The 23,888-nt window shown below is 53.8% G+C and carries 24 protein-coding genes; 16 read left to right on the forward strand and 8 right to left on the reverse strand.

What is annotated here, in order from left to right; genetic code table 11:
* The first annotated feature begins 14 nt into the window (after window positions 1-14).
* Together yjdI and HV352_RS04245 are read left to right on the forward strand one after the other, a co-directional pair.
* Entirely contained in the window at window positions 15-245 is a 231-nt protein-coding gene (gene yjdI / locus HV352_RS04240) for a 4Fe-4S mono-cluster protein YjdI (protein WP_016154303.1), read from the forward strand.
* 11 nt (window positions 246-256) lie between these two features.
* Entirely contained in the window at window positions 257-529 is a 273-nt protein-coding gene (locus HV352_RS04245; protein ID WP_016157396.1) for a GNAT family N-acetyltransferase, read from the forward strand.
* Window positions 530-571: 42 nt separating this feature from the next.
* On the opposite strand, the gene HV352_RS04250 is transcribed toward HV352_RS04245, so the two are convergent.
* Entirely contained in the window at window positions 572-1,501 is a 930-nt protein-coding gene (locus HV352_RS04250) for a LysR substrate-binding domain-containing protein (protein WP_016154301.1), read from the reverse strand.
* A 391-nt stretch (window positions 1,502-1,892) separates the two neighbouring features.
* Between HV352_RS04250 and HV352_RS04255 the strand changes: the two genes are divergently transcribed.
* From HV352_RS04255 to HV352_RS04285, 7 genes are all read left to right on the forward strand, one after another.
* A complete protein-coding gene (locus tag HV352_RS04255) occupies window positions 1,893-2,498 on the forward strand; it encodes an ankyrin repeat domain-containing protein (RefSeq protein WP_016157395.1) in 606 nt (201 codons plus the stop codon).
* A 126-nt stretch (window positions 2,499-2,624) separates the two neighbouring features.
* Complete coding sequence (locus HV352_RS04260) at window positions 2,625-3,413, forward strand: DUF2877 domain-containing protein (RefSeq protein ID WP_109017262.1); 789 nt, start codon at window positions 2,625-2,627, stop codon at window positions 3,411-3,413.
* Window positions 3,391-4,938: an acyl-CoA synthetase FdrA gene (gene fdrA, locus HV352_RS04265; protein ID WP_019077613.1), complete on the forward strand. Its 1,548-nt coding sequence runs from the start codon at window positions 3,391-3,393 to the stop codon at window positions 4,936-4,938. Before HV352_RS04260 ends, fdrA begins: the two co-directional genes overlap by 23 nt.
* Window positions 4,938-6,356 carry a DUF1116 domain-containing protein gene (locus HV352_RS04270; protein WP_016154297.1) on the forward strand — a complete coding sequence of 473 codons (1,419 nt, stop codon included), beginning with the start codon at window positions 4,938-4,940 and terminating at the stop codon, window positions 6,354-6,356. The genes fdrA and HV352_RS04270 overlap by 1 nt, the downstream gene beginning before the upstream one ends.
* Before the next feature lie 117 nt (window positions 6,357-6,473).
* Window positions 6,474-8,024 carry a hypothetical protein gene (locus HV352_RS04275; protein WP_016154296.1) on the forward strand — a complete coding sequence of 517 codons (1,551 nt, stop codon included), beginning with the start codon at window positions 6,474-6,476 and terminating at the stop codon, window positions 8,022-8,024.
* A gap of 26 nt (window positions 8,025-8,050) precedes the next feature.
* Window positions 8,051-9,001, forward strand: a complete 951-nt coding sequence (locus HV352_RS04280; protein ID WP_019077612.1) for a carbamate kinase family protein — start codon at window positions 8,051-8,053, stop codon at window positions 8,999-9,001.
* Window positions 9,002-9,013: 12 nt separating this feature from the next.
* Entirely contained in the window at window positions 9,014-10,396 is a 1,383-nt protein-coding gene (locus tag HV352_RS04285; RefSeq protein WP_016157391.1) for an amidohydrolase family protein, read from the forward strand.
* Window positions 10,397-10,441: 45 nt separating this feature from the next.
* Here the strand turns inward: HV352_RS04285 and HV352_RS04290 are convergent, their stop codons facing one another.
* Window positions 10,442-11,329 carry a nickel/cobalt efflux protein RcnA gene (locus HV352_RS04290; protein ID WP_080859173.1) on the reverse strand — a complete coding sequence of 296 codons (888 nt, stop codon included), beginning with the start codon at window positions 11,327-11,329 and terminating at the stop codon, window positions 10,442-10,444.
* Window positions 11,330-11,449: 120 nt separating this feature from the next.
* Here HV352_RS04290 and rcnR point away from each other — a divergent pair, with 120 nt between their 5' ends.
* Window positions 11,450-11,722, forward strand: a complete 273-nt coding sequence (gene rcnR / locus HV352_RS04295; protein WP_016154292.1) for a Ni(II)/Co(II)-binding transcriptional repressor RcnR — start codon at window positions 11,450-11,452, stop codon at window positions 11,720-11,722.
* 53 nt (window positions 11,723-11,775) lie between these two features.
* On the opposite strand, the gene HV352_RS04300 is transcribed toward rcnR, so the two are convergent.
* Both HV352_RS04300 and HV352_RS04305 read right to left on the reverse strand, forming a co-directional pair.
* On the reverse strand, window positions 11,776-13,005 hold the full coding sequence (locus HV352_RS04300; RefSeq protein ID WP_029139645.1) for an amino acid permease: 1,230 nt from the start codon (window positions 13,003-13,005) through the stop codon (window positions 11,776-11,778).
* Between the two features lie 142 nt (window positions 13,006-13,147).
* Window positions 13,148-13,603 (reverse strand): multidrug/biocide efflux PACE transporter, encoded by a 456-nt coding sequence (locus HV352_RS04305; RefSeq protein WP_016154290.1) that lies wholly within the window; start codon window positions 13,601-13,603, stop codon window positions 13,148-13,150.
* 101 nt (window positions 13,604-13,704) lie between these two features.
* Here HV352_RS04305 and HV352_RS04310 point away from each other — a divergent pair, with 101 nt between their 5' ends.
* From HV352_RS04310 to kduD, 4 genes are all read left to right on the forward strand, one after another.
* A complete protein-coding gene (locus HV352_RS04310; RefSeq protein WP_016154289.1) occupies window positions 13,705-14,589 on the forward strand; it encodes a LysR family transcriptional regulator in 885 nt (294 codons plus the stop codon).
* A 102-nt stretch (window positions 14,590-14,691) separates the two neighbouring features.
* The gene (locus HV352_RS04315) at window positions 14,692-15,870 is read left to right on the forward strand and encodes an acetyl-CoA C-acetyltransferase (RefSeq protein ID WP_181635221.1); all 1,179 of its coding nucleotides are present in this window, start codon (window positions 14,692-14,694) and stop codon (window positions 15,868-15,870) included.
* Between the two features lie 484 nt (window positions 15,871-16,354).
* Window positions 16,355-17,191: a 5-dehydro-4-deoxy-D-glucuronate isomerase gene (kduI, locus tag HV352_RS04320; protein WP_016154287.1), complete on the forward strand. Its 837-nt coding sequence runs from the start codon at window positions 16,355-16,357 to the stop codon at window positions 17,189-17,191.
* 57 nt (window positions 17,192-17,248) lie between these two features.
* Window positions 17,249-18,010, forward strand: coding sequence for a 2-dehydro-3-deoxy-D-gluconate 5-dehydrogenase KduD (kduD, locus tag HV352_RS04325; RefSeq protein WP_016154286.1), 762 nt, complete (start codon window positions 17,249-17,251; stop codon window positions 18,008-18,010).
* A gap of 144 nt (window positions 18,011-18,154) precedes the next feature.
* On the opposite strand, the gene HV352_RS04330 is transcribed toward kduD, so the two are convergent.
* The gene (locus HV352_RS04330) at window positions 18,155-18,481 is read right to left on the reverse strand and encodes a cupin domain-containing protein (protein ID WP_016154285.1); all 327 of its coding nucleotides are present in this window, start codon (window positions 18,479-18,481) and stop codon (window positions 18,155-18,157) included.
* Between the two features lie 137 nt (window positions 18,482-18,618).
* On the opposite strand from HV352_RS04330, the gene HV352_RS04335 reads away from it, so the two are divergent.
* Window positions 18,619-19,326 (forward strand): aspartate/glutamate racemase, encoded by a 708-nt coding sequence (locus HV352_RS04335; RefSeq protein ID WP_047414387.1) that lies wholly within the window; start codon window positions 18,619-18,621, stop codon window positions 19,324-19,326.
* Here the strand turns inward: HV352_RS04335 and HV352_RS04340 are convergent.
* Window positions 19,298-20,233: a LysR family transcriptional regulator gene (locus tag HV352_RS04340; RefSeq protein WP_016154283.1), complete on the reverse strand. Its 936-nt coding sequence runs from the start codon at window positions 20,231-20,233 to the stop codon at window positions 19,298-19,300. The two genes, HV352_RS04335 and HV352_RS04340, sit on opposite strands and share 29 nt — an antisense overlap.
* Before the next feature lie 118 nt (window positions 20,234-20,351).
* Between HV352_RS04340 and lysA the strand changes: the two genes are divergently transcribed.
* Window positions 20,352-21,608 carry a diaminopimelate decarboxylase gene (gene lysA, locus HV352_RS04345; RefSeq protein ID WP_016154282.1) on the forward strand — a complete coding sequence of 419 codons (1,257 nt, stop codon included), beginning with the start codon at window positions 20,352-20,354 and terminating at the stop codon, window positions 21,606-21,608.
* Window positions 21,609-21,659: 51 nt separating this feature from the next.
* Here lysA and HV352_RS04350 read toward each other — a convergent pair whose 3' ends face one another.
* On the reverse strand, window positions 21,660-22,670 hold the full coding sequence (locus tag HV352_RS04350; protein ID WP_008785715.1) for a LacI family DNA-binding transcriptional regulator: 1,011 nt from the start codon (window positions 22,668-22,670) through the stop codon (window positions 21,660-21,662).
* A 13-nt stretch (window positions 22,671-22,683) separates the two neighbouring features.
* Window positions 22,684-23,712 carry an HTH-type transcriptional regulator GalR gene (gene galR / locus HV352_RS04355; protein ID WP_016157382.1) on the reverse strand — a complete coding sequence of 343 codons (1,029 nt, stop codon included), beginning with the start codon at window positions 23,710-23,712 and terminating at the stop codon, window positions 22,684-22,686.
* Window positions 23,713-23,888 lie beyond the last annotated feature (176 nt).

The following is a 23,888-nucleotide window of genomic DNA, read 5'->3' on the forward strand; positions in this document are numbered from 1 at the left end:
TGCGAGGCAATGTCGTGGATAAGGAACTACTGGATGCCGGTTACCGGGCCTATACCGGTGAGAAGATTGACGTCTACTTCAATACGGCGATATGTCAACATTCGGGCAACTGCGTGCGGGGAAGCGCAGCGCTTTTTAACCTGAAGCGTAAACCGTGGATCATTCCGGATGAAGTGGATGTCGCGACGGTCATTAAAGTGATTGATACCTGTCCGAGCGGTGCGCTGAAATATCGCCAGAAATGAGTGAGGGGACCATGGAAATTCTTGCAGGCCACAACAAATTTTATGTTAACGATGCCGAAGGCAATCAGGTTGCCGAGATTGTCTTCGTGCCGACGGGTGAGCATCTGAGCATCATTGAACATACCGATGTCGACCCCAGCCTGAAAGGCCAGGGGGTCGGTAAACTGCTGGTGGCGAAGGTGGTGGAGAAAATGCGCGCCGAAAACCGCAAAGTTATTCCGCTGTGCCCGTTTGCCAAACATGAGTTTGATAAAACCCGCGAGTATGACGATATTCGCGCCTGATAATCTTACGTACGCCGGAAGGCATGACCGCCGTCCGGCGCATCACTCCCGATGCAGCAAATCCTGATAAATTCCCGTCAATACCCCTTGTGGGCCAAACTCTTTTTTAATCCATTGGGTTACACGACCGGTAGCCGAATGCTGGGTCGCCAGCAGCATCCTTGAATCCTGACGCGGGTTGTGGATCTGCCGCGTGACCAGCAACGACTTTTCCATCGCCTCGCGTACCATATAGTCCGGCAGAAAACCGATGCCCTCACCCAGGATCTGGCACTGGCATTTGGTATTAAAATCAGGAACCAGAATCGACTCCTGTCCGTGTAACAGCCAGCCGACCTTCTTGTTGATGGTGTGCGCGGTGTCTTCCACCATGATGTTCGGGTACAGGCGCAGCTGGCTCTCAGAGATCGGTTCAGGCATAAAAGCCAGCGGATGATCCGGGGCAATCGCAAATGACCAACGGATCGCGCCGATCTCGGTGTAATCAATCCCCCCGCCGTCCAGTAACGTATCCGGCGCGCCGATAGCGATGTTGGCGAGGTTGTTAATGATCGAATCCCAGACGCCGTTATACACCTCGGTGGTGACGGTTATCTGGCAGGTTGGAAACTGTTTCTTGAGTACCTGCAGCAGTCGTGCCGTATGTTGAGGGGTATACAACAGTTGATTAATACAGATGCGTACCCGGGCTTCAATGCCCTGAGCAATGGTATCAATACTGCGCTTGATGGCGTGGAAATCGTTGAGCAGGTCGGTCGCCTTGCGAAACAGATAGCGTCCGGACTCAGTCAGCTCAATGCTGCGGGTACTGCGGGTAAACAGCACCACGTCGAGCCCCAGCTCCATGCGCTTAATGGTGTAACTAATTGCTGATGTGGTTAAGCCAAGTTCCTCAGCCGCCTTGCTGAAGCTGCTGTAGCGGGCTGCCATCGTAAATGCCAGCAGGTTTTCCTCGGTAAAAATTGAATTCATCTTCCTCCCCTCCGGCGACAAACGCACATCCGCGACGCGATGATTGTTGAATGTATTTGTAATCCTTATGCAGAGCAATCAGTTTTGAACAGAATTTAACACTAGTTTTACAATTGATTTGAAGGCAATCACACTTCTGTATATTAATTGCAGGCCGCTATCCGTGTAGCATCACGCCTGATTTTCCTGACAACTGATTAATGGCTAAAAGCGGCTCTGTCATAAGGAAAAGATTGCACTACAGCACGTTTTGTTCTCATTGTTAAATTTTATTCAATAATCGACACGCTTACGATGAATGAAATTTAAGCGGATATTATTCTCTGCACTCTGTTGCTATTCTCAACTTATCGGATATTTAAAAAGTCTAAAAAACTGCAGGAGAGCGATTATGTCAGAGAAAGAACTCATTACTGAATTTCTGCTGGCGGCAGAGCAGGGTGATGCCGATGGATTAAAATCCTGCCTGGCAAAAAATGTGGATATTAATGCCACTAACCGCCAGGGGCGCACTGCCATAATTATTGCCAGCCTGAATAAACATTATGACTGTGTTTCTTTATTGATTGCTGCCGGTGCCGATATTAATAAACAGGATCAAACCTGTTTTAATCCATTCCTGATTAGCTGTCTGACTAACGATTTAACGCTGCTGCGTACCGTATTACCGGCCAATCCCGATCTTAATTGCCTGAGCCGTTTTGGCGGCGTCGGTATTACGCCAGCCAGCGAAAAAGGTCATGTAGAGATCGTGCGCGAACTGCTGCTGCGTACCGATATCAATGTTAATCATACCAACTTTGTCGGCTGGACGCCGTTACTGGAAGCCATCGTGCTTAATGACGGCGGCGCGAAACAGCAGGAAATCGTCAAGCTGCTGCTCGACCATGGCGCAAACCCGCACATGACGGATAAATACGGTAAAACCCCGCTGGAGCTGGCGCGGGAGAAAGGATACCACGAAATTGCCGAGCTGCTGATTGCGGCCGGAGCCTGACAGAGGAGCGCTACTATCGCTACGCCATCACGGCGATGCGTACGGGCGCTAACCGCAGACGGCGCGTTTCTCGCTTTCCGGGGAACGGGACGGGTTGAACAGGTTTTTTCCCGCGCGGTAAACCTGTTGATACCTGAACAGCAGCGGTTGCTGACGTTACTGAGTGAAGGTTGTGATAACGCGCCTAACAGCTGTCGGCTGGCGCTGACGCATTGTGAAGAGCTGTTTCACCCCGGTGAGAGAGTCAGTTTTACCGAATCGGGGATAGCCGTTGGCAACGATAAATGGATAGAAACTTCCGGTTGTCTGCCGTGGCGCATACCACAGTGGAGGCCTGATGCAATAAGCCTTGCTGCAATCCGCTGGCTGCGCTGGGAAGAGGTTATCCGCCAACAGCTAAGAAGCGCTGACACATTATTTCTGTACCAGGGTGATAACCCGTTTTATCTGGAAATCACCCGCCAATTACTTAATCGCCGACAAACATTACTGGCGGCGTTGCAGACAGGAGAAAATATCTCTACAGCGGTCAGCCATTTAATTGGTCTGGGGATTGGTCTGACGCCCTCATCTGATGACTATTTAGTGGGTTTAAGCACTATTTTATTTATTCCTGGACATCCGCTGGGGAAATATCGTGATGATTTTTTAGCAGCCTTACAACGTGCCGGAAATAATACCACGCTACTCAGCAAAATAACGCTAGAGGAAGCCTTTCATCAACGTTATCGGGAAAGCGTCGGACGGCTGCTGAACCATATTATTACAGAGCAACAACCCGTTTCTACGCAATATATTACTGACATTAAAAATATCGGCTCAAGTTCTGGCTGCGACATGCTGTATGGCATGGCGGATGCCTGCGCCCTGAGCCACAGGTCCGGAGGGAATTATGTCGATCAGGATAGTTGTTAAAAAGAACACGTATTTTGATTCTGTCTCACTGATGTCTATCTCCACACGCGCAAATAAGCTCGATGGCGTTGAGCAGGCGTTCGTGGCTATGGCGACAGAAATGAATAAGGGCGTACTGAAGAATCTCGGTCTGCTCACGCCTGAACTTGAAGAGGCGAAAAGTGGCGACCTGATGATTGTCATTAAAGGTGCCAGCGAGGCGGCGAACGATCAGACGCTGGTGGCGATTGAAGACTTGTTTACGCATAAAGAGCAAGGGGGGCAGCATGAAGCGCGCTATGCCACGCTTGCCAGTGCGAAGAAGCATGTTCCTGACAGCAACCTGGCGGTGATCTCGGTCAATGGTCTGTTTGCCGCGCGTGAAGCGCGTCAGGCGCTGCAAAATAACCTCAACGTGATGCTGTTCTCTGACAACGTCTCTCTTGAAGACGAACTGGCGCTCAAGCAGCTGGCGCATGAAAAAGGGCTGCTGATGATGGGGCCCGATTGCGGAACCGCCATTATTAACGGCGCGGCGCTGTGTTTTGGCAATGCGGTGCGTCGCGGCAACATCGGAATTGTTGGCGCCTCCGGTACCGGTAGCCAGGAGCTGAGCGTACGCATTCACGAGTTTGGCGGCGGGATTTCCCAACTGATTGGCACCGGTGGACGCGATCTGAGCGAAAAGATTGGCGGCCTGATGATGCTTGACGCGATTGGTATGCTGGAGGCCGATCCGCAAACCGAGATCATCGCGCTTATCTCCAAACCTCCTGCGCCAACAGTGGCGCGCAAAGTGCTGGAACGTGCGCGCGCCTGCCATAAGCCCGTCGTGGTGTGTTTCCTCGGACGTGAAGCCGCGCCTGCGGATGAAAACGGTCTGCTGTTTGCACGCGGCACTAAAGAGACGGCGCTGAAAGCGGTACTGCTGACTGGCGTGAAAAAAGAGAGTCTGGATCTGCATCCGCTCAACTGGCCGCTGATTGAAGAGGTCCGCGCCCGCCTGACCCCGCAGCAAAAGTACATTCGCGGCTTGTTCTGTGGCGGCACGCTGTGCGATGAGGCGATGTTTGCTGCCATGGAAAAACATGCGGAGGTTTACAGCAACATTCATCCGGATCCGGCTTTTCGCCTGACAGATCTCAACCGCAGCGTGGGACATACCTTCCTTGATTTCGGAGATGACGATTTTACCAACGGTAAACCGCACCCGATGATCGATCCAACCAACCGCATTAGTCGTCTGTTGCAGGAAGCACGCGATCCTGAAGTCGGCGTGATCGTTATGGACTTTGTTCTTGGATATGGATCACATGAAGATCCGGTTGGCGTGATGATCGAGGCGATCGTCGAAGCCAAAGCGATCGCCGCCGCAGAGGGGCGTCCGCTTGAGATCCTCGGCTACGTGCTGGGAACCGATCTCGATACGCCGTCGCTGGAAAAACAGTGCCAGATGCTGACCGATGCAGGCGTGATCTGGGCGAGCAGTAGCACCAATACCGGATTGCTGGCGCGTGAATTTATCTGTAAAGGGGAGGAAGCCTGATGAGCCAGACACTGTTTAACCAGCCGCTGAACGTGATTAACGTCGGCATCGCGATGTTCAGCGATGACCTGAAAAAGCAGAATGTTCCCGTGACCCAGCTCGACTGGACGCCGCCGGGCCAGGGCAACATGCAGGTCGTGGCCGCACTGGACGAAATTGCCGATTCGCCGCTGGCTGACAAAATCGCTGCCGCTAACCAGCAGGCGCTGGAACGCATTATCCAGTCGCATCCGGTGCTGATTGGCTATGACCAGGCGATCAACGTCGTGCCGGGCATGACCCGCAACACCATCCTGCACGCCGGACCGCCCATCTGCTGGGAAAAAATGTGCGGCGCAATGAAGGGCGCGGTCACCGGGGCTTTGGTGTTTGAAGGGCTGGCGAAAGATCTGGATGAAGCCGCCGACCTGGCCGCCTCGGGTGAAATCATCTTCTCACCGTGCCACGAGCATGACTGTGTCGGTTCGATGGCGGGTGTGACGTCGGCGTCGATGTTTATGCACATCGTCGAGAACAAAACCTACGGCAACCGCGCATACACCAATATGAGCGAGCAGATGGCGAAGATCCTGCGCATGGGCGCGAACGATCAGAGCGTTATCGATCGCCTGAACTGGATGCGCGATGTGATGGGACCGATGCTGCGCGACGCCATGAAGCTGGCGGGCGAAATCGATCTGCGCCTGATGCTGGCGCAGGCGCTGCACATGGGCGATGAGTGTCATAACCGCAATAACGCCGGGACGGCGCTACTGATACAGGCACTGACGCCGTGGATTATTCAGACTGGCTATCCGGTTGAGCAGCAGCGTGAGGTATTCGAGTTCGTCCTCAGCAGCGATTACTTCTCCGGACCGACCTGGATGGCGATGTGTAAAGCCGCAATGGACGCCGCACACGGGATCGAATACAGCACCGTAGTCACGACGATGGCGCGTAACGGCGTTGAATTCGGTCTGCGCATCAGCGGCTTACCGGGTCAGTGGTTTACCGGTCCGGCGCAGCAGGTGATTGGCCCAATGTTTGCGGGCTATAAGCCCGAAGATTCCGGACGTGATATCGGTGATAGCGCAATTACCGAAACCTACGGCATCGGCGGTTTTGCCATGGCCACGGCACCGGCCATCGTGGCGCTGGTGGGCGGTACGGTTGAAGAGGCGGTCGATTTCTCTCGCCAGATGCGTGAAATCACTCTCGGCGAAAACCCCAACGTTACCATTCCGTTACTTGGTTTTATGGGCGTACCGACCGCTATCGACATTACGCGCGTGGGTAGCACCGGCATTCTGCCGGTGATTAACACCGCAATTGCGCACAAAGATGCGGGGATCGGCATGATCGGCGCCGGAATAGTGCATCCGCCGTTCGCCTGTTTTGAAAAGGCGATCCTCAACTGGCGCGACCGCTACTGCCAATAACAACAATCGGGGCTAACGCTGTTAGCCCCACAGTAGCGAAGCAAAAAACGTTGCTTACCTGCAGGGCTGGGCGATCCCCGGGATCGCAAACGATGCTTAACCTGTTAAGGATATTCCATGAACAGCATAAAACTAGAATGGAAACGTGGTGACTGGGCTGCTTACTTTGGGCTGATGACCAACAACCTGACTAACCTGCTGACAATGATGGGGCTGCTCATTTTTGTCGTCGGGATCCCTACCGAAATTGTCTATGGTCGCATTGCGCCTGCCTTTGGTCTGGCGGTGCTGGTGGCCAGCGTCTGCTACGCCTGGTTTGGCCTGCAGATGGCAAAGCACACCGGGCGTAAAGACGTGACGGCGCTGCCATCCGGGCCGAGCGCACCGTCAATTTTTACCGTGACCTTCCTGGTGCTAATGCCGGTATATCAGCAAACCAAAGATGCCAACTTTGCTATCCAGATAGCTCTGGTGTGGTGCTTTGTCGAAGCGTTGATCCTGGTCGGCGGCTCCTTCCTGGGCGAGACCATCCGCAAGATGATCCCGCGTACGGTATTACTTTCTTGTCTGTCCGGTCTGGGACTGTTGCTGCTGGCGATGAACCCGATGCTGCAGGCATTTGAAGCGCCGACCGTCTCTTTCATCGTCTTGTTGTTGATCTTCATTAACTGGTTCGGTAAGAAGCCGATTTTTGCCCGCATCCCCACCGGTTTGCTGTTGCTGATTGCCGGTACAGCGTTGGCGTGGATCTCCGGTTTGCAAAGCCCGGAAGCCATTAAATCTTCGATGTCTTCCTTTGGCTTCAACCCGCCGGAAATCCATGTCGACAGCTTCCTGCAGGGTTTGCCGCACGCGCTGCCGTACCTGGCTTCTGCGGTTCCTCTGGGTCTGGCGAACTACATTTTTGACCTTGAGAATATTGAAAGTGCGCATGCGGCGGGTGATGAGTACAACACCCGTAAAGTCATGATGGCGAACGGTTTTGCCTCCATGCTCGGCTGCATGCTGGGCAACCCATTCCCGGTGACCGTATATGTTGGGCATGCGGGCTGGAAAGCGATGGGGGCCAGCATCGGTTATACCCTCGCTTCAGGCATCACCATGTTCCTGGTACCGCTGTTTGGGCTGGGGGCGTTTATGCTCGCGATTATTCCGATGACTGCGATAGTGCCGATTCTGGTGTTTATCGGCGTGGTGACCGCCAACCAGGTGGTGCGAGAGACGCCCAAAGTCGAGGTTCCCGTTATCTTTATCTGCTTGTTCCCGTGGATCGCTAACTGGGCGTTGACCATCGTCAACAGCGTGATGGGCGCCGCCGGAACATCCGCGGGGAAACTGGGCAGCGACCTGCTGCACAGCAAAGGTGTCTATTACGATGGGCTGGTGCATCTGGGAAGCGGCGCGCCGCTGGCCAGTATGCTGTGGGGCTGCGTCGCTATCTTCGCCATTATGAATAAGCCGCTGCGTGGGGCGATTGCCGCAGCTTTTGGCGCGCTGTTATCGCTGTTTGGTGTGATCCACTCTCCGGCGGTTGGCTTTGCAGAAGGCAGTTCGATGATGTTTGTTGTGGCCTACCTGATGATGAGCGGCATGTTTGTCCTCAAGCATGTTCTTGATAGCCGTGAAGCGGTGACTGCGCCTGAGCAGGAACCGACGAAAACGACCTGAATCGCCTGTAAGCGGAAGATAACACTATGAAAGAACTTGTGGTCGTTGCCATTGGCGGCAACAGCATTATCAAAGATAACGCCAGCCAGTCGATTGAGCACCAGGCTGAAGCGGTGAAAGCGGTGGCGGACACGGTGCTGGAGATGTTGGCATCGGACTACAACATTGTGCTGACGCACGGAAACGGGCCGCAGGTGGGGCTGGATCTACGGCGTGCGGAAATCGCGCATGAGCGTGAAGGGTTGCCGCTCACCCCGCTGGCAAACTGCGTCGCCGATACGCAGGGCGGGATCGGCTATCTGATCCAACAGGCGCTGAACAACCGCCTGGCGCGGCGTGGTGAGCAGAAGGCGGTTACGGTGGTCACGCAGGTGGAGGTCGACAAAAACGATCCGGGCTTCGCTAACCCGACCAAGCCTATCGGCGCGTTCTTTAGCGAAGCGCAGCGCGATGAACTGCAGCGGGTCAATCCGGGCTGGCGCTTTGTTGAAGATTCGGGACGCGGCTACCGCCGGGTCGTCGCCTCTCCGGAACCGAAGCGTATTGTCGAGGCGGAGGCAATCAAAACGCTGACCCAGCAAGGCTTTGTGGTGATTGGCGCGGGCGGCGGCGGGATCCCGGTGGTGCGTAGCGATCAGGGGGATTATCAGAGTGTGGATGCGGTGATTGATAAAGATCTCTCCACGGCTCTGCTGGCGCAGGAGATCCACGCTGACATTCTGGTGATCACCACCGGCGTCGAGCAGGTCTGTATTCATTTTGGCAAACCCAACCAGCAGGCGCTGGATAAGGTGGATGTCGCAACGATGACCCGTTACATGCAGGAGGGACATTTCCCGCCGGGGAGCATGTTACCCAAAATCGTTGCCAGTCTGGCGTTCCTGGCGCGTGGCGGTAAGCGAGTGATCATCACCACGCCGGAATGCCTGCCGGCCGCACTGCGCGGCGAAACGGGCACCCATATTGTCCATTCCTGAGAGGAAATGTGAATGAAGGAAAGTAACAGCCGCCGTGAATTTTTAAGTCAGAGCGGAAAAATGGTGACCGCTGCCGCGCTGTTTGGCGCAGTGGCTCCAGTCGCGTATGCTGCTAATCCTGTCGGGAACACCTGCGGGGCGAAGAGCACAATGACGATTAACGATAAGCACTATTACCTGGATAACGTCCTGCTGGAAGCGGGGTTTGATTACGAAAACTCGGTGGTGGTGCATACCCGTACCGCGCTGCAAACCGTTGAAATTCAGGACGGGAAAATTGTTGCCCTGCGTGAGAATAAGCAGCATCCGGATGCGACGCTGCCGCACTACGATGCGGGTGGAAAGCTGATGCTGCCCGCCATGCGCGACATGCACATCCATCTGGATAAAACCTTTTACGGCGGTCCCTGGCGTTCGCTGAATCGCCCGGCTGGCACCACCATTCAGGATATGATCCGCCTTGAGCAAAAACTGCTGCCTGAACTCCAGCCTTACACGCAGGAGCGCGCGGAAAAGCTCATCGATCTGCTGCAATCAAAGGGCACCTCGATCGCCCGCAGCCACTGCAATATCGAACCGGTTTCCGGGCTGAAAAACCTGGAAAATCTGCAGGCGGTGCTGGCGCGTCGCCAGCCGGGTTTTGCCTGTGAAATCGTGGCGTTTCCGCAGCATGGCCTGCTGTTATCGAAGTCTGAACCGTTGATGCGTGAAGCAATGCAAGCGGGGGCGCATTACGTCGGCGGTCTGGACCCAACCAGCGTGGATGGGGCGATGGAAAAATCCCTCGACACCATGTTCCAGATTGCGCTGGATTACGATAAAGGCGTGGATATCCATCTGCATGAAACCAGCCCGGCAGGCGTTGCGGCGGTGAATTACATGGTGGAAACGGTGGAGAAAACGCCGCAGTTGAAGGGCAAACTGACCATCAGCCACGCATTTGCGCTGGCAACGCTGAACGAACAGCAGGTGGATGCGCTGGCGAGCCGCATGGCGGCGCAGCAGATTACCATTGCCTCGACGGTGCCGATCGGTACCTTGCATATGCCGCTCAAGCAGCTGCGTGACAAAGGCGTGGAAGTGATTACCGGGACTGACAGTGTGATTGACCACTGGTCGCCGTACGGGCTTGGAGACATGCTGGAGAAGGCGAATCTGTACGCGCAGCTGTATATTCGTCCCAATGAACTCAACCTGTCACGAGCGCTGTTCCTCGCCACCGGCGATGTGCTGCCACTTAACGATAAAGGTGAGCGCGTCTGGCCGAAGGCGCAGGATGAAGCCAGCTTTGTACTGGTGGATGCCTCCTGCTCAGCGGAAGCGGTCGCGCGAATCTCCCCACGCACCGCGACCTTCCATAAAGGCCAACTGGTGTGGGGGAACGTCGCAAGCTAGCCTGGTTTGATGCGCAGCGGCAATCGCTGCTGCGCTCTCTGCTCGTTAACCGACGATCCCCATATAGCCGTGAATCCCCATATATAAGCCGACCATCGCGATAAGCGCGCTGGAAAAATAGGGCGCTTTGCGTGCCAGTGTGTTAAATCCGCTCCAGCGTTTGGCCGCCTGCTGCACGCTGATTGCCGCTCCCACGCCCACCGTTACCAGCGTTAGCGCCAGCCCGAGGCTGAAGCACAGCACCATAGTGGCACCCAGCGTGAAGGCTTTGAGCTGGATGCAAATCAGCAGTACCGTAATGGCGGCAGGGCAAGGGATCAACCCGCCGGTCAGACCAAACAATAATATTTGGCCGTTGGTGACCTCTTTGCCTGCAAAGCGGCGCTGAATATCGGTAGCATGTGCCCGCTCGTGCGCGTCCTGATACTCTTTCGAACCCTCGCTCAGCCCTGCTAACGCAGCATGGTTATGATCGTGGTCATGTTCGTGATGATGGTGGTGAGCTTCACCGTGGTTATGATGGTGGTGATGGTCATCATGATCATGGTGATGCTCATGATCGTGGTCATGATGCGTCTGGGTCAGCCAGTTCTGTTCTCCCTGCCAGGTTCGCCAGAACATCCAGAATGCGGTCCCGAGAATAATAATCGCCGAGACAAACTGCAGCCAGGGCTCAACGGCCTGGGCAGTAAAGGCTTTGCTGATATACATCCCGCCGAGCGCAATCAGCCATACCACTGCGGTATGCGACAGCGTTGCCGCCAGCCCCAGCATCACCGCCTGTTTGATGGTCCCCTTAATGGCAATAATAAAGGCCGCCATCATCGTCTTGGAATGCCCCGGTTCCAGACCGTGTAACACTCCTAATAGAATCGCGCTGGGAATGAAAAACCAGGCGTTGCCTTGCTGAAGAAGCGTAGAAAACTCACCCATGAGAATGATTCTTAGTTGTTTAATTTTGCCAGATTCTACTCCCCCCCAGTATTAAATACTACCCCCCAGTAGAATGACGATGGTATTGTCGCTACAGCCAGACGTTGAAAAGGTATTGCTATGTCACATACGATCCGCGACAAACAAAAGCTGAAAGCCCGAGCCAGTAAGATTCAGGGGCAGGTAGCGGCGTTGAAAACCATGCTGGATGAACCGCATGAATGCGCGGCGGTATTGCAGCAAATAGCGGCGATCCGCGGTGCGGTAAACGGGTTAATGCGCGAGGTGATTAAAGGTCATCTGACCGAGCACATTGTGCATCAGGGCGATGAAATTAAGCGCGAAGAAGATTTGGATGTGGTTTTGAAGGTACTCGATTCGTACATCAAATAAGTCAGTTTAACGGCTCATCCCCATACTGATGAATGAGCCGTTAAAAACACGTTCTAGCCAAAAAACATCACAGATACGCACAGCAGACCGACAATCAGGGTGATCAGATTACCCACTGAACGGTACGGCTTTAGCGCCGGGATCAGATAGGTAGATAATGTCGGCATGATAAACAGAATCATGGCAATCAGCGGCCCGCTAATCGCGTAAATCATTGAAATTGCATTAGGGTTAATGCAGCAAATGATAAACGTAATGGTCGAAACCAGCATAATGGACAGGGCGCGGTTAAAGGCCCGGCTTTTCTTCACTCCCACCTGATGCAACGATGTTTTTACCACCTCGGTTGCCCCTTCAATCACGCCAAAGTAGGTGCCGAGGAACGATTTTGACATCGCCACGACGGCGACAATGATCCCAGAAATCGACAGCCATGCTGGTGCGTTTGGCATCATCGATAGCGCTGACAGAATGGTCACCCCTTCATTTTTCGCGTCCTCGATATAGTTTGTCGGAATCGAAAGCAAACAGCTGAAGACGAAAAACAGCACGCTCAGGCAGATGATGACGTAGGCTACCTTCATGATTTTTTTGCATTTACCCATGGCCTGCTCGCCATATTTCTCACGTCGGTCGATGGCGAACGTCGAGATAATTGGCGTATGGCTAAAAGCAAAAACCATCACGGGAATAGATATCCAAACCTGATGAAGCGTGTGCTGATCGAAGGACATCTGGCCGGTGAGTAGCGTTGGCTGCCAGCTTCCGGTCAGGTAGAGCGAAAGGAACAAAAAGTACGCGATGAGCGGGAACACCAGAAAGCCCATTACCCGAATGGTTGCTTGTCGGCCCATCAGAAAAATCAAGTTCAGCACCAGCACCACGCCAAGACTGACCAGCATGCGAACACGCAGATCGATGGCGATATGTTTTGCCAGTTGTTCAGTGAGTGAATTGGTTATCGCCACGGCGTAGATCAGCACCACCACAAAGAAGGCAATAAAATAGAGGGTCGTGATCAGGCTGCCTATCTTTTTGCCGTAGTAGTGCGTAACTGCACCAGTGATCCCTTCACCTGCCGAGGTTTTTGAGGACAGGATAAACTGGCACAGCGCCTTGTGCGGCCAGTAGGTTAAAGGCCAGGCGACGAGTGCGGTGATAAACAGTACCACCGCGCCTGCAGAACCCAGCTGTATGGGGAGGAAGAGGGTTCCTGCGCCGACGGCAGTCCCATATAGTGCGAAGCTCCAGAGAGTCTCTTCTTTTGACCAAAATTTCGACATTATTTGAACGTATCAACTATAAAATAAACAAAAAGAAGCGCAATTTACCACAAATGGCAGGAGCTGGGGGAGGTGTCAACAAGCGGGCGAGTGAATGGATCAAAAGCCGGAACCGAGAAGATTCCGGCTATTGTTTGAATTATCAGGCAGTAACGCGCTGCTGGCGACGCTTCATAACGCGCTCGCGTAAAGTGTCATAAGCCCAGTTATAGAACATGGTGTATGGCAGGAAGAACAGGAAGAAACCTATTTCCAGCGTGAATGCCTGGAGCAGGCTGACGTTCAGCACATACGCCACGATGCTCACCCCGATGACAATAAAACCGCTCTCGAAGCCTAAGGCGTGGAATGCCCGCACTTTAGCCGTACGTTTTACCAGGTGCGACGGCCACAGTCGGTCAAACAGGGCGTTATAAATGATATTCCAGATCATCGCCGTCGTGGCGAGAAGAATGGTCAGTCCGCCCATTTCCAGCACCGAGCGCTGCATCAACCATGCGGTGGTTGGTGCGAGGATCGCGGTGGCAATGCCTTCAAAGCAGACGGCATGAAAAATTCGCTCCAGTAACGAGCGGCGTTGGACTGTATCGTGTTGCATAATCTAAAACCTTCTTTGATGCCCGGATAACGGAATGGTGGCAATTTTATCGTTTTATGTGATATCTAAAAGATAGTATCCATCGATAAAGTAGATAGTTCATGCGTTACTCCCCTGAAGCGTTAACGGCATTTGTGGAGACCGTTTCCTGCGGCTCATTTTCTGCTGCGGCCCGGCGGCTGCGTAAAAGTCAGTCCACCATCAGCACGGCCATTGCGCATCTGGAAGCCGATCTTGGTTTTGCGCTGTTTGACCGCTCATCACGTCAGCCGACGCTAACCGAAGAAGGTAAGCGGGTGCTGGGCTATGTGCAGGCAATTTTGACGGCCAGCGAACGTCTTGATGAGGCAGCGATTTCGCTGTCGGGTGAAACGGAAGCGCGTCTGACCTTCGTTTTGTCTGACACGCTGCATCCGGATGTGCTGGAAGAATTGATGGTGCAGTTTGACCACAAGTTTCCCCATACCGAGTTTGAATGTCTGATTGGCGAAGATGAAGACGTGATCGATCTGCTGCAAAAAGGACGTGCTCAGGTTGGGTTGATCGAAGCGCGGGAGGATTACCCGACCGACATGGGCGTCACGCGTCTGCCGATGCAAACCTGGATGGGATTATACGTTGCGGCATCGCATCCACTGGCGACTCAAGAAAAACTGCAGTGGGAACAGCTACATACCTGGCGAGAGCTGCGGCTGAATACCTATCTGGAGAGCGGCACCAACGTGGCGCGCGGCCCCGTCTGGTCGGCGCCTAACTATTTGTTGCTGCTGAGTATGGCGGTGCAGGGATTCGGCTGGTGCGCGCTCCCTTGTGCGCTGGTGGAGGAGTTTGCGGCAGAAAAACCGCTGGTCCAATTGATGCTGCCCGGCTGGCCAAAGGCTATCTCTATCGATCTGCTGTGGAATAAGAAATCACCGCCTGGCGTGGCGGGAAGTTGGCTGCGCGACCATTTACAGCAGAGTGGCGTTCAGATGACCAATAAATGATACGAATTTCCTTTGTGATAAAAATCACCGTTTTTAAACAACCTTGATAACTCTTTTTAACAATCATCTACTATTGCGGTGTTATTTTGCGCTGAGGTGGTGATGAAAGAGGTTGTGATAGTCGGGGCGTTACGGACACCAATCGGCTGCTTCCAGGGGACGCTGGCGCGCCACTCTGCCGTTGAATTAGGTAGCATGGTAGTCAGGGCGTTACTGGATCGCACGGGCGTGGACGTTCACGCTGTGGATGAAGTGATCCTCGGGCAAGTGCTTACCGCAGGTGCCGGGCAAAACCCGGCGCGTCAGTCCGCCATCAATGGTGGGCTACCCAATACCGTCTCCGCCATCACCATTAACGATGTCTGCGGCTCGGGTCTGAAAGCGCTGCATCTGGCGACCCAGGCTATCCAGTGCGGCGAAGCCGACATTGTCATTGCGGGCGGACAAGAGAATATGAGCCGTGCGCCGCATGTCCTTACTGATAGCCGTACCGGCGCACAGTTGGGCAACAGTCAACTGGTCGACAGCCTGGTGCATGACGGCCTGTGGGACGCTTTCAACGATTACCATATGGGCGTGACTGCGGAAAATCTGGCGCGGGAATATGGCATCAGCCGTGAACTGCAGGATGCCTACGCACTGCATTCGCAGCACAAGGCGCGGATGGCAATTGACGCCGGGCGCTTTAAAGATGAAATCGTGCCGGTGGTAACGCAGCGTAATGGGCAATCGTTCGTGGTGGATACCGACGAACAGCCGCGCACCGATGCCAGCGCAGAAGGGCTGGCGCGTCTGGATCCGACCTTCGACAGGCTCGGTTCAGTAACCGCGGGCAACGCGTCATCCATCAATGATGGCGCCGCTGCGGTGATGATGATGAGCGAGGCTAAGGCCCTGGAGCTGAATTTGCCGGTGCTGGCTCGCATTCGTGCCTTTGCCAGCGTCGGGGTCGATCCCGCGCTCATGGGAATTGCGCCGGTGTACGCGACGCGCCGTTGCCTTGAGCGTGTGGGCTGGCAACTGGCTGATGTTGATCTTATCGAGGCCAACGAAGCCTTTGCCGCACAGGCATTGTCCGTTGGAAAAATGCTGGAGTGGGATGAACGGCGAGTGAATGTGAACGGCGGAGCCATTGCGCTCGGTCATCCGATTGGCGCATCTGGCTGCCGTATTCTGGTTTCACTGGTGCATGAAATGGTGAAGCGTCGGGCGCACAAAGGGCTGGCAACGTTATGTATCGGCGGTGGTCAGGGCGTGGCGCTCGCTATCGAACGAGATTAACCACCCGAAGTTTTCTCTGCTTAAACGCCTTTCCCGCTGTATATCCCCTGCATCTATAAAAAAGCCCTCCAACAGGAGGGCAAGGCCAGTTACAGAAACATACACTCTAAACTCTGCTAACGTATCAAAACGACGTTTCATTTCATGTGATTAACAGCGCACTTTGTTAGAAAAGGTGTGTGAACGGCGTGTGAGGCTGGCTGTATTTTCAATGTCTTACCCCAACCCCTCATGAACTACTCTTGTTTATTTTTATCTATCTAATTGTTTTAAATAATTTTATTGAAACCATTCCCGCGATTTATATGCGCTAGCGTGATCGCAATTACACTTTTGATAATAAGATGCAGAAAAAGTGAAACGTTGTTTTATTTGTAATTGAAAACCCATTCCGGGAGGGATATCATGAGCGCATAAGATAAAACGGAACAGCGTTTTGCTATTCGTTTAAGCATTCACGGTCAATTTATCACTGGAGGTAAATGTGGACGTAAGACAAAGCATCCATAGTGCGCATGCGAAAACCCTGGACACTCAGGAGCTACGTAATGAGTTTTTGGTCGAAGAAGTGTTTGTCGCAGATGAATACACCATGGTCTACAGCCACATTGACCGCATCATTGTTGGCGGCATTATGCCAGTGGCCAAAACCGTCTCTGTGGGTGGCGAAGTCGGCAAACAGCTGGGCGTAACCTACTTCCTCGAGCGTCGTGAGCTGGGTGTGATTAACATCGGTGGCCCGGGCACGATTACCGTTGACGGCCAGTGCTATGAAATTGGTCATCGTGACGCGCTGTACGTCGGGAAAGGGGCCAAAGAAGTGGTATTCGCCAGCATCGATACGGCGAAACCAGCGAAGTTTTACTATAACTGCGCGCCGGCCCACACGACTTATCCAACCAAAAAAGTCACGCCAGCAGACGTTGCGCCAGTAACGCTGGGCGATGACCTCACCAGTAACCGTCGTACCATCAACAAATATTTTGTGCCGGATGTGCTGGAAACCTGCCAGTTGAGTATGGGTCTGACCGAACTGGCGCCGGGTAACCTGTGGAACACCATGCCGTGTCATACCCATGAACGTCGTATGGAAGTCTATTTCTATTTCAATATGGAAGAAGATACCTGCGTCTTCCACATGATGGGGCAGCCTCAGGAAACGCGTCATATTGTGATGCACAACGAGCAGGCGGTGATTTCGCCGAGCTGGTCAATTCACTCCGGCGTTGGCACAAAAGCTTATACGTTCATTTGGGGCATGGTCGGCGAAAACCAGGTCTTTGATGATATGGACCATGTAGCGGTCAAAGATCTGCGCTAGTTGCGGGCGATAGCCGTGCCTGCTGCGGCGGGCATTATAAAAAATTAAGGATTTACAATGATTTTGAATGCATTCTCTCTTGAAGGTAAGGTCGCCGTTGTGACCGGTTGTGACACTGGCCTGGGTCAGGGTATGGCGTTGGGCTTGGCTGAAGCGGGCTGCGATATCGTGGGGATCAACATCGTTGAACCGACGGAAACTATCGAACGCGTGACCGCGCTGGGGCGCCGTTTTTTAAGTCTGACCGCCGACCTGCGTCAAATTGACGGCATTCCGGCGCTGCTGGAGCGCGCAGTGGCAGAATTCGGTCATATCGATATTCTGGTCAACAACGCAGGTCTTATTCGTCGTGACGATGCGATCGACTTCAGCGAAAAAGACTGGGACGACGTGATGAACCTGAACATTAAGAGCGTGTTCTTTATGTCTCAGGCCGCGGCGAAGCACTTTATCGCTCAGGGTAACGGCGGCAAAATTATCAACATCGCCTCTATGCTTTCTTTCCAGGGCGGGATCCGCGTGCCGTCTTACACCGCGTCTAAAAGCGGCGTAATGGGCGTCACCCGCCTGATGGCGAACGAGTGGGCCAAACATAACATCAACGTCAACGCAATTGCGCCGGGTTACATGGCGACGAACAACACTCAACAGCTGCGCGCTGATGAGCAGCGTAGCGCAGAAATTCTCGATCGTATCCCGGCGGGTCGTTGGGGTCTGCCGAGTGACCTGATGGGGCCGATTGTGTTCCTGGCATCCAGCGCATCTGACTATATCAACGGCTATACCGTTGCGGTAGACGGCGGCTGGCTGGCGCGTTAATCCGCTTTCCAGAACCGACAAACCCTGCCCTTTGGCAGGTTTTGTCGGTTAAACATAAGGTGAATGTAGCAATACACCGGAGGCGACATATTCATTCCCTCTGGAACAACATTATGCCGCCAGGCAGATTACGAACAGATAAAATTACGCAGGCAGAAAATCTTCGCGCATGGGCGTAAAGGTATCGAGTAGCGTTCCCGGTTTTAAACAGACGCAGCCATGCATAATGTTGGGCTGTTTATATAGGGTATCGCCTGCCCTAACGACATGCTTTTCTTCGCCGATGGTAAATTCAAACTCCCCAGACAAAACGTAAGTCAGCTGCTCATGCGGATGATTGTGCATCGGGCCAATCGCGCCTTGCTCGAAGTTCACCTCAACCGCCATCATTTTACCGTCGTGAGCAAGAATGCGTCGGGTAACGCCATTGCCCAGATCTTCAAGGGTGGTCTCTTTATGAAAAATAAACATCCGGTATTCCTGTAATTAAAACAATGTTTCATTAAACCTATATCAGAAAATTAAAAAAAGAAATGCACGCCAACAGATGTGGAAAGTTGATCACATCTTTGGTTCACTGGAGAGATAACAACAAATCAGGGGAAATGATGAAAACGATCGGTCTGTTAGGCGGAATGAGCTGGGAATCCACCATTCCTTATTATCGACTCATTAATGAAGGGGTAAAACAGCGTCTGGGTGGCCTGCACTCGGCACAGATTCTGTTGCACAGCGTAGATTTTCACGAGATTGAAGCCTGTCAGTCTGGCGGTGACTGGCAGCGGGCTGGGGAGATCCTCGCGCAGGCCGCCGCAGGGCTTCAGCAAGCCGGAGCGGAGGGGATTGTGTTGTGTACCAACACCATGCACAAAGTTGCTGAGGCGATTGAAACCGCCTGTGACGTGCCGTTCCTGCATATTGCCGATGCGACGGGTCGGGCCATACAAAAACAGCAACTGAACAACGTGGCGCTACTGGGTACGCGCTACACCATGGAGCAGGATTTTTACCGCGGACGTCTACAGACTGAATTTGGTATTAGCACGCTTATTCCTGAGGCTGATGATCGTCAGAAAATAAACCAGATTATTTTCGACGAGCTGTGCCTCGGTGAGTTCAGCAACGCTTCCCGCGACTACTACCTGAGCGTAATTGATCAGTTGGCTAAACAGGGCGCTCAAGGGGTTATCTTTGGCTGTACCGAGATTGGTCTGCTGGTTCCAGCCGAGCTAAGTCCATTACCGGTTTTCGACACCGCGGCAATCCATGCGCAAGATGCGGTGGCGTTTATGCTTTCGTCTGTGGATACAAAATAGCCTCCAGCGGATCGATAAGCCTCGGGAGTTGGGCTTGCAGATGCGCCGTAAAAGCATCGACCAGCGCCGAGGCAGGGCGATGAAGTGGGTGGATCAGGCTGACCGTAAAGGGTACCGAAATACTGAAGCGGCGGATAACCACTCCGCTGCTGGCATAATCCAGCGCGGTCAGTGGGTTTACCACCGAGATCCCCACGCCCGCCCGCACCATTGCACAAATTGAAGCGGCGCTGTGGGTTTCAATCACCATGCGGCGCTTCACCTGATGTTCGTTAAACAGGGTGTCCAGTAGCTGACGGTAACTGTCGGTCCGCGACAGGCTGATGTAGTTCTCTCCCTGAAAATCCTGCGGCGTTAATACCGCTTTTTCGGTCAGCGGATGACCCTGCGGCAGTACACACACTTCATCCAGCGCCAGCAATTCGGTGCGTTTCGTTCCGGCAGGCGTATGCAGCGTTTCCGTTAACCCCAGATCGTGGCGCTGCGCCGACAGCCACTCTTCCAACAGTGGTGACTCCTGCGGCACGATCTGAATGTTGACCTGCGGATAGCGCGCGAGAAATGGCTGCAGCAGCGGCGGTAAAAAGGACTGTGAAAATACCGGCAGGCAAACAATCGACAATTCACCTTGACGAAATTCGCGCAGGCTTTCGGCGGCGCTCACAATTCTGTCCAGGCCGTACCACGAACGTTGTACCTCTTCAAACAGACGTAAGCCTTGCACGGTTGGATGCAGTCGGCCACGCGTGCGTTCAAACAGCGTTAATCCCAGGACTTTTTCGAATCGGGCCAGTTCCCGACTGACGGTGGGCTGCGAGGTATGTAGCATGCGCGCGGCTTCCGTCAGATTACCAGCGGTCATGATGGCGTGAAAAATTTCAATGTGGCGCAGGTTAACCGCGGGCATAGGCAATCCTCGAATGAGCTAATCCATATCATTTTTGCATAGACTCACGATAAAACGATATTTTTTATTCTTTTTGGGCTGTGGCGTAATCATAAAAAAGCCAATACCGGAGCACACCATGCCACGCCCACTCAACAACACAGACACTGACCTGACCGCCGACAACCTGTTGCGCCTGCCTGCCGAATTCGGCTGCCCGGTGTGGGTCTATGATGCGCAGATTATTCGCGCGCAGATTGCCAAACTGAGTCAGTTTGACGTGGTGCGTTTTGCCCAGAAGGCATGTTCGAATATTCATATTTTGCGCCTGATGCGCGAGCAGGGCGTGAAGGTCGATTCCGTCTCGCTTGGCGAAATTGAACGCGCGCTGGCGGCAGGTTTTGTACCGGGCAAAGATGAGATTGTCTTTACCGCCGATATGATTGATGAAGCGACGCTCGCCCGGGTGCATGAATTGAGCATTCCGGTAAATGCCGGGTCGGTCGATATGCTGGAACAACTGGGCCAGCTCTCGCCGGGCCATCGCGTGTGGCTCCGCGTAAACCCTGGCTTTGGGCATGGACACAGTCAGAAAACCAATACCGGGGGCGAGAACAGCAAGCATGGCATCTGGTACAGCGATCTTCCGGCGGCGCTGGAGGTAATTCAGCGCTATAAGCTGAAATTGGTGGGTATTCATATGCATATCGGCTCTGGCGTGGACTACGCGCATCTGGAGCAGGTGTGCGGCGCGATGGTGCGTCAGGTGGTGGAATTTGGTCAGGATCTGGAGGCGATCTCCGCAGGCGGCGGTTTATCAATCCCGTATCGCGAAGGTGAAGAGGCGATCGACACCGATCACTATTTTGGATTGTGGAACGCCGCGCGCGATAGTATTGCGCGTCATCTGGGTCATGCCGTCAAACTGGAGATCGAACCAGGGCGTTTTCTGGTCGCGGAAGCCGGCGTGTTAGTGGCGCAGGTGCGCAGCGTAAAAGAGATGGGCAGCCGTCACTTTGTGCTGATCGATGCGGGCTTCAACGATCTGATGCGCCCGGCCATGTACGGTAGCTATCACCATATCTCCGCGCTGGCGGGGGATGGTCGTTCTCTGCAACAAACTCCTCAACGGGAAACCGTGGTGGCCGGACCGCTGTGCGAATCAGGCGACGTGTTTACCCAGCAGGAAGGCGGAAATGTGGAAACCCGTCTGTTGCCTGCGGTGGTGCCGGGTGATTATCTGGTTTTGCATGATACCGGGGCGTACGGAGCGTCAATGTCGTCAAACTACAATAGCCGCCCGCTGCTGCCGGAGGTCTTGTTTGATAACGGCGTGGCGCGACTGATTCGTCGTCGCCAGACCATTGATGAGCTGTTAGCGCTGGAATTAATCTGAGTAAAGCTGGCCGGATAAGGTGCTTGCGTCGCCATCCGGCTCTTTTTCATATTACTTAAAGTACGGTCCGAGCGTTACTGAGTCACGTAATACCAGTTTGCCGGTAAACGGAGGGATCGGCTCCACGCTCTCACCGTTGGCCAGACGTATAGCCTGGTCGATTGCCGTGGTTATCATGGTATCAATCGGCAGATAAACGGTAGATAACCCCGGTTCCAGCCATTTGGCGCTGGGCGCATCATCAAAACCAAACAGCGAGACGTCCGTCGGGATCCTCAGTCCGGCCTGATGTAACGCTTTTGATGCACCTAATGCCATGTCATCGTTACAGGCGAAAAGGGCGCTGAATTTCACCCCTTCCTCCAGCAGTTCTCGACAGGCTTCATAGCCTCGCGTCATCGTGGAGTCGCCGTATTTAACCTTATCAGGATCCCAGGGAATACCGTTTTTTTCCAGAGCCTTACGATACCCCATCAGGCGGGATTTACCGGTAGGCGTATGGCCTGGCACGGTGATACAAGCAATATCGCTGTGCCCCTGCGAGATCAGATAATTGACCGCCTGATACGCCGCGTCTTCCTGCTCAAAGAAAATCGCGCGATCGCGGGCCTGACTGACATCACGGTTGATGACCAGCAAGGGCATCGCAATGCTGTTCATCAGCGACATAATCGCCTTTTCACTCATATAGCGGGTATAAAGAATAATGGCGTCGCACTGCCTGTCGGCCAGCATTTGCACGGCTTCCTGCTCACGCTCCGGCGTGTCGTGACCATCGGTGACGATCAACTGCTTGCCGTGAGACTCTGTCTGGCGCGAGGCCTGTTGCAGCAGGCGGCCAAAGTAGAATCCATCAAATGTGGAAACCACCAGGCCAATGCTGTTGCTGGTGCGATTCGCTAAAGAGCGCGCTAAAAAGTTGGGCCGATAATCGAGTGCCTGCATGGCCTTGAACACTTTCTGGCGCGTGCTCTCTTTTACCTGACCCGTTCCATTTAGTACGCGCGAAACGGTCGCTTTTGAGACGCCTGCGTGTCGTGAAACGTCCAACATCGTAGTCATGACGCAATCCTGGTTAATCGTTTGACGATGAGTTCCCCGGCTCTGTCAGCGCCGAAACGGAATGGCGACGCACCAGAGTTGGGTTAAAGACGTGGGTAATTTCAGGTGCGGGTCGCTTCTCCGCCAGCGCGAGCGCCAGTTCGGCGGCCTGGGTTGCCATCGTCACGATGGGATAGCGTACCGTGGTCAGACGTGGGCGCACATAGCGGGAAATCAGCACATCATCAAAGCCAATCAGCGAGATTTCTCCCGGCACATCAATGCCGTTATCATTCAATACGCCCATGGCGCCAGCCGCCATTGAGTCGTTGTAGCAGGCTACCGCAGTGAAGTTTTTGCCACGACCAAGTAACTCGGTCATGGCCTGTTCACCGCCGCTTTCATCCGGTTCGCCGAACGTCACCAGTCGATCGCTTACCGGTATATTGCTCTCCGCCAGCGCGTCGTAATAGCCTTGCAGACGATCTTCCGCATCAGAAATACTGTGATTGGAACACAGGTAGCCAATGCGCGTATGGCCCTGTTGAATAAGGTGTCGGGTAGCGAGCCACGCGCCGAAACGGTCATCGAGGGCAACGCAGCGTTGTTCGAATCCCGGCAGAATTCGGTTAATCAATACCATGCCGGGGATTTGCTTCATTAATGAAGCCAAATCCGCATCCGGGATGATTTTGGCATGGACAACAAGGGCCGCGCAGCGGTGGCGAATGAGCTGTTCAATCGCCTGACGTTCCTTCTGTTCATTATGGTAGCCGTTGCCAATCAGCAAAAAATTCCCGGTGTTATAGGCCACCTGCTCGACAGCTTTAACCATTGCCCCAAAGAATGGATCGGACACATCACCAACGACCAGACCGATGGTTTCAGTGGATTGTTGCGCCAGTGCACGCGCATTCGCATTGGGGTGGTAGCTGAGTGATTCCATTGCACTCGTTACGGCCAGACGCGATGCTTCGCTGGCTTTGGGGGAATCATTGATCACTCGAGAAACGGTGGCGACTGATACACCAGCTAGTCGGGCTACATCCTTTATGGTCGCCATGATAGTACCTGTTGTGGGTAAACGCTTACATTCCGTCAGTGTTACGGAAAATGGCTGGCTGTTCAAGCAGATTGCCCGTCAGGACCTCGCAAATGTGAGCGCGCGCGAGCGAAGTAAGACAGAAAATAGAAAATGCTAATTTTTGCTTACACTTTGCGATGTGCTGTTGCGATTGT

It is taken from the genome of Citrobacter sp. RHBSTW-01044 (assembly GCF_013781945.1).
Lineage (GTDB): Bacteria > Pseudomonadota > Gammaproteobacteria > Enterobacterales > Enterobacteriaceae > Citrobacter > Citrobacter braakii.